Raw genomic sequence first — 16,999 nt, forward strand, 5'->3', positions numbered from 1 at the left:
CTGTATGGCGGGCGTGAAGCGACTTGCGAACAAGGGTTGTGCCGCGCGCCTGAACGACGTCAGCCGATCTCGCGGGATGCGGTCGGCGTGTGATAATAAAGCGGGAAGATCAGGCCGTAGGGAATGGTCACGACGTCGGCCATCTGGTCGTCGGTGGGGCGATCATCGCTCATGCTTTCGCGGTCCGTGTGACCGGCATCGATATCCAGTTCCGACAGTACGACGATGATCGTGCTCCAGAGCAGGAATGGAAGCAGGGCGATGGCGATATAGATATAGCTCGTGTCCATGCTGCGATGGTGAGCTACGAAGTCTCCTTCATCAAGGAACAGACTTCTCAAGTTCGGCCGCTTTGCAGTCGGATTTTGCTTTTGCCGTGGGCGCCACCGGAATTGCTCCGGTGGCGAAAATCATGCGGAGACGATTGCGTCGTTGGGGGCGGGCAGTTCAAACAGCCGGGCGCCGTTCTCGGTGCCCTTTTCCTCATAGCCGATGATCCGGAACCATTTCACAATGTCGGAACGGTCGAGCCAGCTTCGCGAGTGGACAGGCAGATCGCCCGCCAGCGCCTGAATCTGCCGGATATGCTGCTTGCAGAAGCGCACGGTGTTGCGGTTGAAGAATTCCTCCTTCGCGGCGAAAAGCGTGTCCGTCGCGCCATCCGCTTCGTGCCACGCGATGATTGCCACCACCTTGTCGTCTTGCAGCAAGGCATGTGCACGACCTTCCCGCAGGTTCATCATCAGGTTGTCGTAGGCGGCTTTGGTATCCTTGCCGGCGGCGATATATTCGATCGCCATGCGCCTCGAAAGGTCATGAAAAACGCTTTCAAGATCACCGACAGTCGCTGTGCGTGCCTTCATTTTTCTGACCTCCCTTCGTTTCACTCCCGTCGTGCGCAAACCACGACGGCCCATAATGACCTCTTTCGGCCACCGCTTTCAACGTGAAAAGCCGGGGCCGGTTCCGGTCGGGCGAGGCGAATTATCCCTGCGGAAGCGGGCTCAAGGGCGTTGCCGGGCAATATCGGCGGGCAAATCCTGCAATCACGTGCCTGCAATCACGTGATTGTGAAAACGAGGTGCAAAACCGCCAAGGCAAGCGGATTTCCGGTCGTTCTGCGGGGCTTTTCCGAATGCGCTAAAGCCCCGGTTTTATAGAGACCTCGGGATGTTTATGCACAACTAGGGTACAAGATATTTGAACTATTCTGAAGGTATGTGTATCCAGCGTATATGTTTCTCGTCTGCGTATCGTGGAATTTCTCGGAAACACTCAAAAAGTCTTACCCACCAGATCGGCAGGAAACGACAATGACCGACCTCCCCGGATATCCGAGTCGTCGCAGTTTTCTGAAAGCCTCCGCAGCAAGTGTGATGCTTTCAGGGCTCGCTGTCTCAGCAAAAGCGGAACCGCAAACTCCCCCGGTTCCACTCGAACAATATGAACGCCAATATTTCAATGAAGTCGAATGGGCTTTCGTTCTTGCAGCCACGGCGAGACTGATTCCGTCCGAAGGCGACGGCCCCGGCGCTATCGAAGCCCGTGTTCCCGTATTCATCGATCTCCAGCTCGCCGGCGATTTCGGTCGCGCGGATGACTGGTACATGGTCGGACCCCACGATCCGTCCGCAGATCCGACGCGTGGCTGGCAGACACCGCTGAACCCTGCGCAGATTTACCGGCAGGGCATTCCCGCGTTCAACGCATGGTGCGAGCAGAAGTACGGCGCGGCTTTCTCCGCCCTAACTGCGGAACAGCAGGATGCGGCGCTGACCTCGCTGCAGAAGGGGGAGGTCGGCCTTCAGCCTGAACTGCGCGACTTCTTCACGCTTCTTTTGCAGAACACCAAGGAAGGCTATTTCGCCGATCCGATGTATGGCGGCAATCACGGCATGCAGGCGTGGAGCTATATCGGCTTCCCCGGTGCGCGCGGCAGCTACAAGGAATGGGTCGAACGCTACAATGTTCGCTACCCGCTGGGCCCGGTCTCGATCAAGGGCGAAAGGGCTTAACGATGGCACGTCAGGAAAAGAAAAAAGACGTGGTTGTGGTCGGCCTCGGCTGGACCGGAGCCATCCTGTCCATGGAACTGGCTCAGGAAGGGCTTGAAATCGTCGCGCTCGAGCGCGGGCATGACCAGAACACGGTCCCGGATTTCAAATATCCCAACATGATCGACGAGCTGAAATACGGCGTGCGCCTGAAGATGATGCAGCGCGCCAGCCAGCAGACCGTCACGATCCGCCGCAACGCCGACGAAGTCGCCTTGCCCTACCGCAGCTTCGGCTCGTTTCTGCCCGGCAACGGTGTCGGCGGTGCAGGCACGCACTGGAACGGCCTGAACTGGCGTCCGCAGCCCGAAGAGCTGCGCCTGCGCTCCTATGTCAAGGAACGCTGGGGCGAGCAGATCATTCCCGAAGACATGCTTCTCGGCGACTACCCGATCCACTATGACGAGCTGGAGCCTTTCTTCGACCGTTTCGAGCGCATCGCGGGCATTTCCGGCAAGGCGGGCAATCTGAAGGGAAAGATCGTCGAAGGCGGCAATCCGTTCGAGGGCTGGCGTTCCAATGACTACCCGATGCCGCCGATGCACACGACCTGGGATGGACGGAAGTTCGCCGATGCGGCTCAGGGCATGGGGTATCACCCGTTCCCGTCGCCGGGCGGCATTGCCTCGACCGCCTATGTCAACGAATATGGCATGCAGATGGGGCCGTGCAATCACTGCGGTTTCTGCGAGCGTTTCGGCTGCTACCAGTATTCCAAATCATCGCCGCAGACGGCCATCCTCGATGCGCTGAAGCGCATGCCGAACTTCTCCTATCGCACGGAGTCTGAAGTTCTGCGCGTTGAAATGGCGCCGGACGGCAAGACCGCCACGGGCGTGACCTATTTCGACGAGGCGACGCAGGAAGAAGTTTTCCAGCCCGCCGATATCGTCATCCTCGCGTCCTTCTCGCTCAACAACGTGCATCTGGCGCTTCTGTCGGGTATCGGCCAGCCATATGACCCGGTAACGGGCGAAGGCGTCACCGGGCGCAACTATGCCTATCAGATGAATGGCGGCGTGACGCTCTTCTTCAAGGATGAGGAATTCAACCCCTTCATCGGCACCGGCGCGAATGGCATGTGCATCGACGATTTCGGTGTCAACCAGATCGATTTCGGACGGGAAGGCTTCATCGGCGGTTCGTACTGGCGCGCCGGCCAGACCAACGGCCAGCCGATCCGCAGCATGGCGCTGCCATCCGGTACACCGGCATGGGGCGGCGCGTGGAAAAAGGCCATCGCCGAATGGTACGGCCATTCCATGTCGATCGGCAGCCATGGTTCGCACATGTCCTACCGGACCAACCATCTCGATCTGGACCCGACCTACAAGGACCGTCACGGTCGCCCGCTCATGCGCATGACCTTCAACTGGAATCCGAATGATATCCGGATGACCCAGTACATGAAGACCAAGATGGAAGCGCTGGCCAAGACGATGAACCCCGACCTGATGCAGTCGTCCTTCAAGAAGGAAGGCGCGCAGTATGACGTGCGCCCATACCAGACGACGCACAATACGGGTGGCCATATCATGTCGGACAATCCGCGTGAGGGCGTGGTCAACCGCTATTCGCAGGCATGGGACAAGCACAATGTGTTCCTGACCGGCGCGGGCAATTTCGTGCAGAACACGCAGTACAATCCGACGGGTCTGCTCGGCGGGCTTGCCTATTCGACTGCGCATGCGATCCGCACGCAATACCTGTCCAATCCGCGTCCGCTGATCTGAGGAGAATGGTGATGAAGACTTTTCTTCGCATAATCGGCGCTCTCGTCGTCATCGGAATTGTCGCGCTGCTGGCCTTCATCTTCGTGCCGGTACAGCTGACGAAGCCAACCAGGGAACTGGCGGCGGACTGGAAACCTGCCGAAGGGCAGGGCCAGTATGTCATGTATGCAGCGGACTGCATGGCCTGCCACACGGCGGAAGGCGGCAAGCCTTTTGCCGGTGGACGCCCGATTGCAAGCCCGATGGGTACGATCTGGACGACCAACATCACCCCGGACAAGGAAACCGGCATCGGAAACTGGACGCTCGATCAGTTCCGCGCCGCTCTCTATGACGGCATTCGTGCCGATGGCTCACATCTCTATCCGGCAATGCCTTACGAGAACTATCGCAAGCTGACCGAGGAAGATGTCCGCGCGCTGTATGATTATTTCATGCATCAGGTCGAGCCGGTGAACAATGTCGTTCAGGAAACCAAGCTCGGCTTTCCGTTCAACATGCGTTTCGGCATTCGTGCATGGAACTGGCTGGCTCTCGGTCAGGAAGCGGGCTTCAAGGCCGCAGGCAAGTCGGAAGCACAGGATCGCGGCCAGTATCTGGTCGAGGGCCCGGCTCACTGCGCCGCCTGCCACAGCCCGCGCAATCCGCTGATGGCGCAGAGCGGCACGCAAGTCGGTGACAAGGACTTCCTCACCGGCGGCGTCGTCGATGGCTGGAACGCACCGTCGCTGCGCGGCGCAAATTCCGCTCCGCAGAAGTGGTCCATCGAGGAACTGGCGACCTATCTTGCAACAGGCCGCAATTCCTACTCCACGGCCAATGGCGAAATGGGCCTTGCGGTCGAACATTCGCTTCAGCATCTCACCGATGCCGACAATTTGGCGATCGCCGCATTCCTGAAGGGGATTGACGGTGCTGCCGTTGAAGTGCCGCAGGAGTTTGCCGTGAAGGCATCCAAGGCATTGCCAGCCGCCCCGGCTGATGCCGCCGGTGAAGCAACGACAAAGATGCTGACCGAAGCCTCTCCGGATATGCCGCTTGGTGCGCGGCTCTATCTCGACAACTGTGCTGCCTGCCATTTCGTGTCGGGCAGGGGCGCTCCGGGGATATTCCCCGAGCTTGCCGGCAACGATCTGGTGACAGGTTCGGAAACGAAGCCGCTGATCTCGATCATCCTGCACGGCGCCGAGGTTCCGTCCACGGCAAAGCGTCCGATGCGCCTTGTGATGCAGGGCTACGCCGACCGCCTGACGGACGATGAAGTTGCCGAACTGGCTACCTTTGTGCGCTCCGCATGGGGCAACAGCGCCGGGCCGGTGAAGGCGGCGGATGTTGCAACGGTCCGCAACAGCCAGACCCACTGACAACAAAGCGCCGATCTGACGGGATCAGATCGGCGCTCTGTCCCATTGTTTTGGGCGATCTTTCCCGAAAACCGTTTCACACTTTTCGGGATGCTCTTTAAAGAACGGCGGAATGATAGTTCCGCCGTTTTGTCATTCAGGCGGCTTCGATGTCGCGCATCGGCGGGTTGCCGTAGAAGCGGCTATATTCGCGGCTGAACTGCGACGGGCTTTGATAGCCGACGCGATGGCCTGCCGTACCGGCGTCCAGCCGCTCGACCAGCATCAGCCTGCGGGCTTCGTTGAGGCGGAGCTGCTTTTGATACTGTACCGGCGTCATCGCCGTGATCGCCTTGAAATGGTGATGAAACGACGACGCGCTCATATTGACGTGTTCGGCAAGCTGTTCGATCCGCAACGGTGCGGCAAAGTTCTGGCGAAGCCATGCGATAGCCCGCGCTATACGGTTGGCCTGGCTGTCGGCGGTGGCGATGTTGATCAGTCGCTCGCCGCCGGGACCCGTCAGAAGGCGATAGAGGATTTCCTGTTCGATCAGGGGCGCCATCACCGGAATATCGTCGGGGTTGTCGAGAAGGCGCAGCAGGCGCAAGGCTGCATCCAGCAGGCCCGCAGGCGCGGCATTGACGGTTATTCCCCATTGATCCCCATCGGCTAGCATCCGTCTGCGAACATCCACGCGGCCGATCAGATCGGTCAGTTTCTCGCTGTCGATGGCGAGCGCCAGGCACAGATGCGGCGCTTCCGGGCTCGCCTCCACCACCCGCCATGTGACCGGCAGGTCCAGCGACGTCACCAGATACTCGCCCTTGGTATAGTTGATCGTTTCGGAACCGAGGCGCAGCGATTTTGCGCCTTGCAGCACCATGGCGAGGCAGGGCCTGTAACTGCTGTGGCACGGTATGCTTGGTGTCGTGCGCCTGCTGATCGACAGACCTTCGATCGGCATGCGGTATTCGCCGTCCTGTGCGGTGAAACGCTCCGCGAGAGCGGCAAGCTCGTTATAGGTCTCTGTCAATGACGTCATGGATGATCCGGTTCAGACGATGTGGAATAGAGCAATTATTGCGCAAGCGGGTCGGTATCGGCAATCGCGAAACAGGCAGTTTTGCAGGATCGTGCAAGAAGCTTGCAGGATCGGTCTACCGCATCTGCCCGTGTCTCCGGCATATTCCGCCTGCTTCCCCAATCCAATAAATGGAGTCTATCATGGCCATAGCAAGAGGTTATGCTGCTACGGATGCAGACGAGCCGTTGGTTCCGTTCACATTTGAACGGCGCGAGCCCAACGCGGATGACGTGGTCATCTCGATCCAGTATTGCGGCGTCTGCCATTCCGACATCCATACCGTTCGCAATGAATGGAAGAATGCCGTTTATCCCATCGTTCCGGGACATGAAATCGCGGGCGTCGTGACTGCCGTCGGCGATGCGGTCACCAAATTCAAGGTCGGCGACAAGGTCGGCGTCGGCTGCTTCGTGGATTCCTGCGTCGGCTGCGCCAGCCGGGATGTCGACAACGAGCAATATCTTCCGGGCCTCATCCAGACCTACAACACCTTCGACGCCGAAGGAAAGGAACGGACGCAGGGCGGATATTCGGACCATATCGTCGTGAAGGAAGGATATGTCCTTTCCATGCCCGACAATCTTCCGCTCGATGCGGCAGCTCCGCTGCTGTGCGCGGGCATCACGCTTTATTCGCCGCTGCGCCACTGGAATGCAGGTCCGGGCAAGCGGGTCGCGATCATCGGCATGGGCGGGCTCGGGCATATGGGCGTCAAGCTCGCCAATGCCATGGGCGCGCATGTGACGGTGCTGAGCCAGTCGCTTTCCAAGAAGGAAGACGGTCTCAAGCTCGGCGCCCATGAATATTACGCCACCAGCGACGCTGCCACCTTCCAGAAGCTGGCCGGAACGTTCGACCTCATCATCTGCACGGTTGGCGTCGCCATCGACTGGAATGCCTATCTTGCGCTGCTCAAGGTAAACGGCACCATGGTTGTTGTCGGCGTGCCGGAACATATGGTGCCTGTGCATGCCTTCTCGCTCATTCCGGGCCGCAAGTCGCTTGCGGGATCGATGATCGGCTCGATCAAGGAAACGCAGGAAATGCTGGACTTCTGCGGCCAGCACAACATCGTTTCCGAAATCGAGAAGATCAATATCCAGGAGATCAACGAAGCCTATGAACGCGTCCTGAAGAGTGACGTGCGCTACCGCTTCGTCATCGACATGGCTTCGCTGGCAGCATGATGTAGCCTGGAGGAGAGGGCATTTCCCGTTTCAACCGAACATTGGAGATGCACGTCTATCCAGAAATGCAAAACCCCGGCCCATCGGTGCCGGGGTTTTGCCTTGGATAATCAGTGCCTGCGCAGGTTTTTCCATACCAGCGCGGCTGTCACCGTCAGAAAAGCCGCAAGGATCGTACCCTCTATTATAAAATACCAGTGCATGAGCGAAGCTCCTATGCCGGAACTCTGCCGCCGCCAGATCGAACGTTCGGTGCCCACGGAATTGCTGTTTGCGGTTCTTCGAGAATATTTCGCTTGAGGGCGAAGCCTGCTACCGCATGGCGCGCGACGTGCAGGGGTTTGAGACCGTTCTGCGCATCACAACATGCCTTCCATGTCATTTCATATATGACATCGCGGTCATGCTCCGGCCATTCATAAAGATAATCTATTGCATCTTCAACGCAGGCAATTTCGCGAATGAGATAGGGCCCATCCTTAACAAATACAGGGCTGTCAAACAAACGGTCGCTCATCAGAACCTCCATTTGATCGAACGAAAATGTTAGTGTGACGGCGTCGATTTAGTAAGCCGCCACGGCCGTTCAAGTGGCCGGAATAAAAAAGTTTTCAGCTTCTGGGGTTTAGGGGCAGGACCCTGTCAATTTGATGGAAATGGCGCCTGAAATGACAAGGGCTGCCAGGAGAGACGCACAGGCACATTGCTTATCGCTTATTACAAAGAGCTGAATTACACTCTGTCGGGCAGCATCTTGCGGTTGGGGGAACGCATCCTTGGGTTTTGACGAGAATACTCTGTTTTTTGCGGCGGGTATCTGCTCCCTGGCAGTGGCCCTGACGATCCTGAGTGTCTGGTACCAGAACTCCCGCGACAGCTTCCTGTTATGGGGTTGCCTTGGCATGATCCTGCTCGGCACGGGGGCGGTGCTTTATTATGCCGGTCCGTTGCCGCTGGCCACGGCCTCCATCATTGCCTTCACCCTCGAAAGCCTTGGCTTCATACTGCTGATCCTCGGTTCGCGGCAGATTTCGGGCCGTGCGGTTCGCAGCCGCTTTTTGATCGTTCTGGCGATTGCCGTCATCAGCGCGACGGTGCTGCCGATCCTGGCGGGACAGACGGGCACCGGCACGGCAATTTTCAACCTGACATCGGCCCTGTTGCTCCTGCTGACCGCGAAGGAATATTTCCATGTCTATCGCGAGGCGCCGGTGCCCGTGACAGGCATGATCGCGCTTTATGTCCTGACGGCGATCTCGTTCTTTCTGTGCGGTGCCGTGATCCTTTATGAACGGCAATGGGTGATGACCGCCATTCCCAGCAACTGGGCTGAAAATATCAATGCGATAACGGCCATCATCGGGATTACGGGCATTGGCGCCCTGTCGCTGAATTTCACCCAGTCGCGTATTGCGCGCCGCCATGCCAATGATGCGCGCACCGACAGCCTGACCGGTTTGCTGAACAGGCGCGCCCTTTACGATGTGCTGACCGACAATGAATTGCAGCTCGGGGATTCCGTCGTGATCTTCGACCTCGATGCGTTCAAGTCGATCAACGATACGCACGGCCACATCATCGGCGATGAGGTGCTTGGAACCTTTTCCAATGTCCTGCGCAGCCATGTCAGATGCGAGGCGCTGATTTCCCGTGTCGGTGGCGAGGAATTCGTCCTGGTCCTGCGGCAGAAGCAGAACAGCGAGGTTCTCGCCATGGCGGATGCGATCCGCAAGGCCTTCGCGGCGACAGTTTTTGAAGCTCTGGCCGGAGATTTTTCCACGACGACCAGTGCGGGCATCGCATTCTGTACGCCGGGAGACCGTGATTTCCTGACCGTGTTCCAGCGGGCGGATGCCGCGCTTTATCGCGCCAAGCATCTGGGACGCAACAAGGTATGCACCGAACTGCACAGCGTCGCCTGAACCCTCTGGTCAGCAATGAAAATGGGCCTGAATTTCAGGCCCATTTCCTCTGGCTCGTCCTGTGCCGAAGCGTTCTTCGCTGAGCGCCGCCGCCATCAAGGCCCTGGTATAGTCTTCGCGCGGGCGGTCGAAGACCTGTTCGGTGTCGCCCTGTTCGACGATCTTGCCGTTCTTCATCACGATCACATAGTCCGAGACGGCGCGCACGACCGCCATGTCGTGGCTGATGAAGAGATAGGACAGTCCATGGTCCTTTTGCAGGTCGCGCAGAAGCGTGACGATCTGCTTCTGGACCGAACGGTCGAGCGCACTTGTCGGCTCATCGAGCACGATGACGCGCGGTTTCAGGATCATCGTGCGCGCAATGGCGATGCGCTGGCGCTGGCCGCCTGAAAACTCGTGCGGATAGCGGTTGCGCATGGCCGGATCGAGGCCGACTTCCTTCAGCGCCTCCTGCGCGCGGCGGTCGCGTTCCTTTGCCGAAAGGTTCGGTTCGTGGATCAGAAGCCCCTCGGTAATGATGCGTCCGACCGTCATGCGCGGGCTCAGCGAGCCGAACGGGTCCTGAAAGACGAGCTGCAATTCACGGCGCTTGGGGCGCATTGCTTGCGGCTCGTGCGGCAATTCCTGCCCGAGATAGGCGATGCGGCCCTCGGAGGCTATCAGCCGCAGGATGGCGCGCCCCAGCGTGGACTTGCCCGAACCGGATTCGCCCACAATGCCGATGGTCTGGCCCTGCTTCAGCGTCAGCGAGACATTGTTGACGGCTGTGAGGTAGTTGGCGGCGCCAAGCCACGGCTTGCTGATGAGAAAATTGACCTTCACATTATCGGCGCGAATGAGAACCGGCGCATCATCGCGGGGAGGGGCTTTTTCGCCTTCCGGCTCGGCGTTGAGCAGCATCTTCGTATAGGCGTGCTCGGGCGCGGTGAATAGCTTTTCCGTCTCGTTCGTTTCGACCACTTCGCCGGAGCGCATCACGTAAACCCGGTCGGCAAAGCGCCGCACGATGCCGAGATCATGCGTGATGAAAACCACCGCCATTCCAAGCCGCTTCTGCAGATTGGCCAGAAGGTCGAGAATCTGCGCTTGAATGGTGACGTCGAGCGCGGTCGTCGGTTCGTCGGCGATCAGGATATCCGGCTCGTTGGCGAGCGCCATGGCGATCATGACGCGCTGGCGCTGGCCGCCCGACAGTTCATATGGATAGCTGTCGATGCGGCGTTCCGGTTCGGGAATGCCGACGAGCCTGAGCAGTTCGAGAATACGCGGGCGCGCATCCTTCTTGCTCAATCCGCGATGATAGCGGAGCGGCTCTGCAAGCTGGTCGCCGATGCGATAAAGCGGATCGAGCGATGTCATGGGCTCCTGAAAGATCATGGTGATCTTTGCGCCCCGGATGGTGTTGAGCTTCTTTTCGGGCATGCCGATCAGGTCCTGCCCGCGATAGAGCGCCTGGCCGGTAGCCCTGCCGTTCTGGGCGAGAAGGCCCATCATCGCCATCGTCGTCTGGCTCTTGCCCGAACCGGATTCTCCCACGATGGCGATGGTCTCACCCGCTTTCACGTCGAGATTGATGCCGCGCACGGCTTCGACCGGGCCATCATGCGTGTCGAAAGTGACCTTCAGGTCGCGCACGCTCAGAATGTTTTCACTTGTCATCTCAGCGATCCTTCGGGTCAAGGCTGTCGCGCAGGCCGTCGCCAAGGAAGTTCAGCGCAAACAGGATTGTGGTCAGCGTGATGGCAGGCCAGATCAATAGCCAGCTGGCGCCGCGCATGTTCTGGGCACCTTCGGAAATCAGCAGCCCCAGAGAGGTGAGGGGGTCCTGAACGCCGAGACCGAGGAAGGAAAGGAGACTTTCGAGCAGGATTGCCTTCGGCACCAGAAGCGTCACGAAAACGATGACGGGGCCCAGCGCATTCGGGATGATGTGGCGGGTAATGACGCCGCTGCGCGTCGCGCCGAGCGCTTCCGCCGCCTGCACGAATTCCTGCCGTTTGAGGCTCAATGTCTGTCCGCGCACGATGCGCGCCATATCCAGCCATTCCGTCGCGCCGATGGCGATGAAGATGATGAAAATGGATCGTCCGAAGAAGACGAGCATCAATATGACGAAGAAGATGAAGGGCAGGGAATAGATGATATCGACAAACCGCATCATCACATTGTCGATGCGCCCGCCCAGATAGCCGGAGATGGCACCAAAGGACACGCCTAGGATCAGCGACATGGCGGAAGCCAGCAGGCCGATGGCAAGCGACATGCGAACGCCGACGAAGATGCGGGTCATCAGATCGCGGCCCAGATTATCGGTGCCGAGCAGGAAATAGTTGCGCGTCACGTCGAGCGTAAGCTTGCCCGACAACCCATCGGACGCGATATCGATCTTGGGATTGCTGAACAGGTCGGAACGCTGGAAATAACGCAGCACGCGGTCATCTGTCGGGCGCTGCGAGGTGAAATTGACAACGACATTGTTGCCGGTCAATTCCGGTTCGCCGGCGGCTTTCAGCCGTGCACGGGCCAGTTCGCGTTCAAGGCCCGGCATGATCGTATCCGCGCGCGGATAGGCTTCGAGGCTCGGAGCCACGCGCACGAACTGCGGATAGATCTTGTCATAGGGATGCGGGCTCAGCATGGGGCCGAACACGCCCAGAAAAGCCATCACGAGAAGGGCGATGGCGCTCGCCACGGCGGCCCTGTTCTTGCGCAGGCGCAGCCATGCATCCTGCCAGAGGGAGCGGCTTGGAACTTCCAGCCGGGCTGTTTCGGTCGGAACGGAAAGATCAGTCATAGCGAACCCTCGGATCAAGCCATGCATAAAGAAGATCGACGATCAGGTTGAAAACCACGATGAAGATCGAAATGACGACAACGGTTCCCATGACGAGGGTGTAATCGCGGCTGAGCGCGCCCTGCACGAAGTAACGGCCGATGCCGGGGATGCCGAAGATCGTCTCGACCACGACCGAACCGGTGAGAAGGCCGGCGGCGGTGGGGCCGAGATAGGAAACGGCGGGAAGCATGGCGGCGCGCAAGGCGTGCACGCCGACAACCACGCGGGAAGGCAGGCCATAGGCGCGCGCCGTGCGCACGTGATTGGCGCGCAGCGCCTCGATCGTTGCGCCGCGCACGAGACGCGCAATGACGCCCACCTGCGGCAGTGCCAGGGTAAGGACCGGCAGTATCCAGTAGGTTATATTGGCCGAGGACCAGCCGCCCGCCGGAACCCAGCCGAGAATGACACCGAACAGAAGGCTGAGGAGAGGGGCCACGACGAAGTTCGGCGTGGTGATGCCGAAAGTGGCGAGCGCCACGACGAAATAGTCGATGGTCGAGTTCTGCTTCAGGGCTGCAAGCGTGCCGAGAAACGTTCCGATGATTGCCGCAAGCGTCAGGCCGAGCGTGCCGAGAACGATCGATACCGGCAGGCCGGAAGCGAAGAGATCATTCACGGAGAAGTCGCGGCGCGTGAAGCTCGGTCCAAGATCGCCATGCAGAAGATTGCCCAGATAAATCAGATACTGCTGCCATAGCGGCGCATCCATATTATAGGCCTTCTTGAGGTTTTCCAGGATCAGGGGGTCGATGGGCCTTTCAAGGTCGAAAGGTCCGCCGGGCGCCAGCCGGATCGCAAAGAATGTCAGCGTGATGATGATGAATATCGTGGGTATCGCACTACCCAATCGTCGGAGCGTATAGCCCAGCATGTTCTTTTCCCTTCTTTGCCGAACCGCCGTGCAGCGGTCCGGCAAATCCCAAACTCTTTGTTTTATGCATTTTCCTTATGCAAAACCGCTTCGCGCCTTTGGCTGGAAAATGCTTCTTGGGCCTTGTTTTTCTTGTGTTTTCAGTTCTTCAAGGATAACCAGCGGGTGCCGTGCGAATTCATCAGGTTGTTTTCATAACCCTGAACACGGTCGGCAACGAGCGCGGTGGACGAATAATACATCAGCGGAACGACGGCCCCCTCGCTGAGCAGGATTTTCTCTGCGTCTGCGAGAATGTTTGCCCGGTCAGCGAGATTGGTCGTCGTGGCGGATTTCGCCATCAGCGCGTCGTAATCCTTGTTCGACCATTCGGCGTAATTGAAATAATTGCCGGTGGTATAAAGCTCCAGGAACGAATTCGGATCATTGTAATCGCCGATCCAGCCGTCGCGGGTAATGTCGAACATCCCCTTTTCCTGAAGGTAGTTGTAGAAGGTCGTACCCTCGACCTCGTTGAGCGTGGCCTTGATGCCGATATTGCCCAGCATATTGGCGATGGCCGCCATGGTATTCTTGTGGTTTTCCGAAGTGTTGTAGCGCAGGGTCACCGAAAGGCTTCCCGGCTCGACACCGGCTTCCTTCAGCAGCGTTTTGGCCTTGTCCTCACGGTCCAGAATGTCCGCATCGGCGAAATCCAGCTTCGGAGCGTCCTTGACGTAATTCACGATGCCGGGCGGCACCATGGAACTGGCTGGCAGCATGACGCCGCGCCAGACTTCATCGGCGAGGAAATCGCGGTCGATAGCCATGGAAATGGCCCGGCGCACACGCGGATCGCGCAGCTTGCTCGACGGCTCGCCCTTGATGTCGATATAATAGATGCCGAGATATGGGGCGAGGCGGAACTGGCCGCTCAGGTTCTTCTTCACATAGTCCATCTGCTCGGCCGGAACATCGGAACAGATATCGACTTCCTTCGCTTCAAAACGGCGCATGCAGCTTGCACGGTCTTCAAACGGTATCCAGTTCACTGCATCGATCTTCACATTGGAAGCATCCCAGTAGTTGGGGTTCTTCTTCATGGAAATCTTGTCATTGGGATTGAAGCTGACAAGCGTATAGGCGCCATTGGTCACGAGATTGCCGGGCAGGGTGAACTTGTCGCCGAACTTCTCGACCGCTTTCCGGTTGAGCGGAAAACCGGTCTGGTGGGTGAGCAGTTCCAGAAAGTAAGGGGCAGGGTTCTTGAGCGTGATCTGCAAAGTCTTGTCGTCAAACGCCTTCACGCCCAGCTGGTCCAGCGGCATCTTGCCGGTAGCGACTTCCTCGGCATTCTTGATGGCGTAAAGGACGCTGGCATAACCGGCGGCGGTTTTCGGGTCCATGATGCGGTGGAAAGTGAATTCGAAATCGCCAGCGGTGACGGGATCGCCATTCGACCACTTGGCGTTCTCGCGCATGTGGAACGTGTAGATGAGGCCGTCTTCGGAGATGTCCCATGAGGATGCGGCGCCAGGAATGGCCTCACCCTTCTCGTTCTGCACAAGCAGACCTTCATAAAGGTCGCGCAGGACACGGTTTTCCGAAACTGTTGTCGTGTGTTGCTGGTCCAGCGTGGCGGGATCGGTATCGTTGCCCCGGTTGAGCACTGTTTCTGCCGATGCGGCACCTGCCAGCGCCATCAGGCAAACGCCTGTCATCAAAATTCCGCGAACCATGAAAAACTCCCATATACTTTTTTACAAAATGTTCGCCCCGCAAAAGGGCCTTCCGGAACTGCCGGAAGAAAAAATGGGCCGCGCCGATAAGCGCAGCCCAAGCTGAAAATTTATTGTTTTAAGGAAAGCCAGCGCGTCTTGTGGACATCCATCAGGTTGTCGGTCCAACCCTCGACCTTGTCCGAAACAAGGGCGCGCGACGAATAATAGAGGATCGGAATATTGCTCAGTTCATCGAGCTTCAGCTGTTCGGCTTCGGCAAGCGTCTTGGCGCGTTCCTTGAGATCAAGGGTTTTTGCAGCCTTTTCCATCAACGCATCATAATCGGCGTTCTTCACCTTGGAATAGTTGAAGCTCACGTCGCTCTGGCTGATGTAGAGGAAGTTCTGCGGATCGTTGTAGTCGCCGATCCAGGCAGCACGGGCAATATCGAACGGACCATCGTCACGCATGTAGTTGAAATAGGTCGCGCCTTCGGTTTCGTTCAGCGAAGCCTTGATGCCGATATTGCCAAGCTGGTCGGCGATGGCAGCCATGGTGTTCTTGTTGTTTTCCGAAGTGTTATAACGCAGTTCGACCGAAAGCGTATTCGGTTCGACGCCTGCTTCCTTCAACAGTTCCTTGGCCTTGTCTTCACGCTCCAGCATATCGTCGGAATATTTCAGCCTTGGCGCATCTTCAACATAATTGGCGATATGGGGAGGAACCATCGAATAGCCGGGCAGCATCGTGCCCTGCCAGACCTGATCGGCGATGAAATCGCGGTCAATGGCTAGCGAAATAGCCTGACGGACGCGCGGGTCCTTCAGCTTGCTGTCGGCGGTCTTGCCCTTCACCGGCAGATAGTAGACGCCGAGATAAGGCGCCAGGCGGAATTCCTTGGAAAGGTTCTTTTTCACATAGTCCATCTGCTCGGCCGGAACGTCGGAGCAGACCTGCACTTCCTTCGCCTCGAAACGGCGCATGCAGCTTGCGCGGTCCTCGAACGGTATCCAGTTGATCGTATCGATCTTCACCTGATCCGCTTCGTAGTAATGCGGGTTCTTCTTCATCACGATCTTGTCGTTCGGGGTGAAGCTTTCCAGCATATAGGCGCCGTTCGTCACCATCTTGCCGGGCGTGGTGAACTTGTCGCCATTGGCCTCGACGCTCTTCTGGTGCAGCGGGAAGCCGGTCTGGTGGGTCAGAAGCTCAAGGAAATACGGAGCAGGGGAGTTCAACGTCACCTTGAGCGTATGGTCGTCGACGGCTTCCACGCCGAGCTGGTCGGTCGGCTTCTTGCCGCCGGCAATGTCTTCGGCATTCTTGATGACGAACAGCATGCTGGCATAACCGGCGGCTGTCTTCGGGTCCATCAGGCGGCGGAAGGTGAACTGGAAATCGCCGGCGGTAACCGGGTCGCCGTTCGACCATTTCGCATTGTCGCGCAGATGGAAGGTGTAGACGGTGCCGTCTTCGGAAATATCCCAGGATTTCGCAACGCCGGGAATTGCCTCGCCCTTGGCGTCCTGAATGGTCAGGCCGTCATAAAGGTCGCGCAGGACATTGCCTTCGGACACAGTCGAGGTGCGGTGATGGTCCAGCGTCGCCGGGTCGGTGTCGTTGCCGCGATTGAGAACGGTTTCGGCTGAAGCAGCACCGGCCAGCGCCAGAAGACATACACCTGTCAGTAGAAATTTGCGATACATGTGAGAACCCCTCCTTTGAAATTTTTGAAATGCCCCGCATCTTATTTATAAGATCGCCACTTGCAAGAGAACTTATCAACACTTTGACTTAATTAATATATTCACAATTTTTTGAGTAATTCGCGCGCTTAACTTCTGGTACGGGGTCACGGGTTTTCATCTGATTTACAAAGCCGGAATGCCATCTGGATGTGCCCAGAAAACGCCGCATTTCCCGCGATTTCCGACATTTGAATGTCAGTTGGAATGCGCTTGAAAACAGCTCGATTCGCTGGAAATTTACATGCACAGTTTCAGCGGCGATCCTGTTATAATCTGCATCCTGCCGTTAATCGCCGTCGCGCATCCGGGACGATATCCACCACTATCGCGATGGGTCCATCGCTTCACATCAGATAGTTCCATAATATACATTATCTGATTGATGCGTATAACAGCAATATACAGATGCGACAGATGGGCAAGATAGAGATGCGACATTTTTAGGTCGCGTGCTCTGTTCAGATCGAACGAGGAAAGGAAGACTGGCTCTCTATTGATGTGTATCAGTTTAG

At 57.9% G+C, this 16,999-nt stretch carries 15 protein-coding genes; 5 read left to right on the top strand and 10 right to left on the bottom strand.

Annotated features, from left to right (window positions below):
* Positions 1–59: 59 nt before the first annotated feature.
* Both ACS5UA_RS09180 and ACS5UA_RS09185 read right to left on the bottom strand, forming a co-directional pair.
* Positions 60–341 (bottom strand): hypothetical protein, encoded by a 282-nt coding sequence (locus ACS5UA_RS09180; RefSeq protein ID WP_230349899.1) that lies wholly within the window; start codon positions 339–341, stop codon positions 60–62.
* A 69-nt stretch (positions 342–410) separates the two neighbouring features.
* A complete protein-coding gene (locus ACS5UA_RS09185; protein WP_006471351.1) occupies positions 411–863 on the bottom strand; it encodes a hypothetical protein in 453 nt (150 codons plus the stop codon).
* Positions 864–1,313: 450 nt separating this feature from the next.
* Between ACS5UA_RS09185 and ACS5UA_RS09190 the strand changes: the two genes are divergently transcribed.
* The 3 genes from ACS5UA_RS09190 to ACS5UA_RS09200 are packed head-to-tail and all read left to right on the top strand — an operon-like array spanning position 1,314 to position 5,151.
* Positions 1,314–2,015 (top strand): gluconate 2-dehydrogenase subunit 3 family protein, encoded by a 702-nt coding sequence (locus ACS5UA_RS09190; protein WP_006471350.1) that lies wholly within the window; start codon positions 1,314–1,316, stop codon positions 2,013–2,015.
* A 2-nt stretch (positions 2,016–2,017) separates the two neighbouring features.
* Positions 2,018–3,787: a GMC family oxidoreductase gene (locus ACS5UA_RS09195; RefSeq protein ID WP_006471349.1), complete on the top strand. Its 1,770-nt coding sequence runs from the start codon at positions 2,018–2,020 to the stop codon at positions 3,785–3,787.
* A gap of 11 nt (positions 3,788–3,798) precedes the next feature.
* On the top strand, positions 3,799–5,151 hold the full coding sequence (locus ACS5UA_RS09200; protein ID WP_443101266.1) for a cytochrome c: 1,353 nt from the start codon (positions 3,799–3,801) through the stop codon (positions 5,149–5,151).
* A 136-nt stretch (positions 5,152–5,287) separates the two neighbouring features.
* Here ACS5UA_RS09200 and ACS5UA_RS09205 read toward each other — a convergent pair whose 3' ends face one another.
* Positions 5,288–6,175: an AraC family transcriptional regulator gene (locus ACS5UA_RS09205; protein ID WP_075041909.1), complete on the bottom strand. Its 888-nt coding sequence runs from the start codon at positions 6,173–6,175 to the stop codon at positions 5,288–5,290.
* A gap of 182 nt (positions 6,176–6,357) precedes the next feature.
* Here ACS5UA_RS09205 and ACS5UA_RS09210 point away from each other — a divergent pair, with 182 nt between their 5' ends.
* On the top strand, positions 6,358–7,404 hold the full coding sequence (locus tag ACS5UA_RS09210; protein WP_006471347.1) for an NAD(P)-dependent alcohol dehydrogenase: 1,047 nt from the start codon (positions 6,358–6,360) through the stop codon (positions 7,402–7,404).
* A 214-nt stretch (positions 7,405–7,618) separates the two neighbouring features.
* Here the strand turns inward: ACS5UA_RS09210 and ACS5UA_RS09215 are convergent, their stop codons facing one another.
* Entirely contained in the window at positions 7,619–7,921 is a 303-nt protein-coding gene (locus ACS5UA_RS09215) for a DUF982 domain-containing protein (RefSeq protein WP_063620422.1), read from the bottom strand.
* A gap of 259 nt (positions 7,922–8,180) precedes the next feature.
* On the opposite strand from ACS5UA_RS09215, the gene ACS5UA_RS09220 reads away from it, so the two are divergent.
* Positions 8,181–9,326, top strand: coding sequence for a diguanylate cyclase (locus tag ACS5UA_RS09220; RefSeq protein WP_443101267.1), 1,146 nt, complete (start codon positions 8,181–8,183; stop codon positions 9,324–9,326).
* Positions 9,327–9,335: 9 nt separating this feature from the next.
* Here ACS5UA_RS09220 and ACS5UA_RS09225 read toward each other — a convergent pair whose 3' ends face one another.
* The 6 genes from ACS5UA_RS09225 to ACS5UA_RS09250 all read right to left on the bottom strand — a co-directional run.
* Positions 9,336–10,988 (bottom strand): ABC transporter ATP-binding protein, encoded by a 1,653-nt coding sequence (locus ACS5UA_RS09225; RefSeq protein ID WP_443101268.1) that lies wholly within the window; start codon positions 10,986–10,988, stop codon positions 9,336–9,338.
* A 1-nt stretch (position 10,989) separates the two neighbouring features.
* Positions 10,990–12,123, bottom strand: coding sequence for an ABC transporter permease (locus ACS5UA_RS09230; protein WP_075041910.1), 1,134 nt, complete (start codon positions 12,121–12,123; stop codon positions 10,990–10,992).
* A complete protein-coding gene (locus tag ACS5UA_RS09235; RefSeq protein WP_021586012.1) occupies positions 12,116–13,039 on the bottom strand; it encodes an ABC transporter permease in 924 nt (307 codons plus the stop codon). The genes ACS5UA_RS09230 and ACS5UA_RS09235 overlap by 8 nt, the downstream gene beginning before the upstream one ends.
* A gap of 140 nt (positions 13,040–13,179) precedes the next feature.
* Positions 13,180–14,757: a peptide ABC transporter substrate-binding protein gene (locus ACS5UA_RS09240; protein WP_075041911.1), complete on the bottom strand. Its 1,578-nt coding sequence runs from the start codon at positions 14,755–14,757 to the stop codon at positions 13,180–13,182.
* Between the two features lie 110 nt (positions 14,758–14,867).
* On the bottom strand, positions 14,868–16,445 hold the full coding sequence (locus tag ACS5UA_RS09245; RefSeq protein WP_075041912.1) for a peptide ABC transporter substrate-binding protein: 1,578 nt from the start codon (positions 16,443–16,445) through the stop codon (positions 14,868–14,870).
* Between the two features lie 279 nt (positions 16,446–16,724).
* Positions 16,725–16,999 (bottom strand): hypothetical protein (locus ACS5UA_RS09250; RefSeq protein WP_443101269.1); only part of this gene is annotated, 275 nt, incomplete at its 5' end.

This window comes from Brucella sp. RRSP16 (assembly GCF_052246815.1).
Classification (GTDB): Bacteria; Pseudomonadota; Alphaproteobacteria; order Rhizobiales; family Rhizobiaceae; genus Brucella; species Brucella intermedia.

Bases quoted from the DNA above. Each gene is read 5' to 3' on its own strand.
- ACS5UA_RS09225 (WP_443101268.1), bottom strand. From the start codon at position 10,988: ATGACAAGTGAAAACATTCTGAGCGTGCGCGACCTGAAGGTCACTTTC.
- ACS5UA_RS09240 (WP_075041911.1), bottom strand. From the start codon at position 14,757: ATGGTTCGCGGAATTTTGATGACAGGCGTTTGCCTGATGGCGCTGGCA.
- ACS5UA_RS09245 (WP_075041912.1), bottom strand. From the start codon at position 16,445: ATGTATCGCAAATTTCTACTGACAGGTGTATGTCTTCTGGCGCTGGCC.
- ACS5UA_RS09185 (WP_006471351.1), bottom strand. From the start codon at position 863: ATGAAGGCACGCACAGCGACTGTCGGTGATCTTGAAAGCGTTTTTCAT.
- ACS5UA_RS09210 (WP_006471347.1), top strand. From the start codon at position 6,358: ATGGCCATAGCAAGAGGTTATGCTGCTACGGATGCAGACGAGCCGTTG.
- ACS5UA_RS09230 (WP_075041910.1), bottom strand. From the start codon at position 12,123: ATGACTGATCTTTCCGTTCCGACCGAAACAGCCCGGCTGGAAGTTCCA.
- ACS5UA_RS09235 (WP_021586012.1), bottom strand. From the start codon at position 13,039: ATGCTGGGCTATACGCTCCGACGATTGGGTAGTGCGATACCCACGATA.
- ACS5UA_RS09195 (WP_006471349.1), top strand. From the start codon at position 2,018: ATGGCACGTCAGGAAAAGAAAAAAGACGTGGTTGTGGTCGGCCTCGGC.
- ACS5UA_RS09190 (WP_006471350.1), top strand. From the start codon at position 1,314: ATGACCGACCTCCCCGGATATCCGAGTCGTCGCAGTTTTCTGAAAGCC.
- ACS5UA_RS09215 (WP_063620422.1), bottom strand. From the start codon at position 7,921: ATGAGCGACCGTTTGTTTGACAGCCCTGTATTTGTTAAGGATGGGCCC.
- ACS5UA_RS09200 (WP_443101266.1), top strand. From the start codon at position 3,799: ATGAAGACTTTTCTTCGCATAATCGGCGCTCTCGTCGTCATCGGAATT.
- ACS5UA_RS09205 (WP_075041909.1), bottom strand. From the start codon at position 6,175: ATGACGTCATTGACAGAGACCTATAACGAGCTTGCCGCTCTCGCGGAG.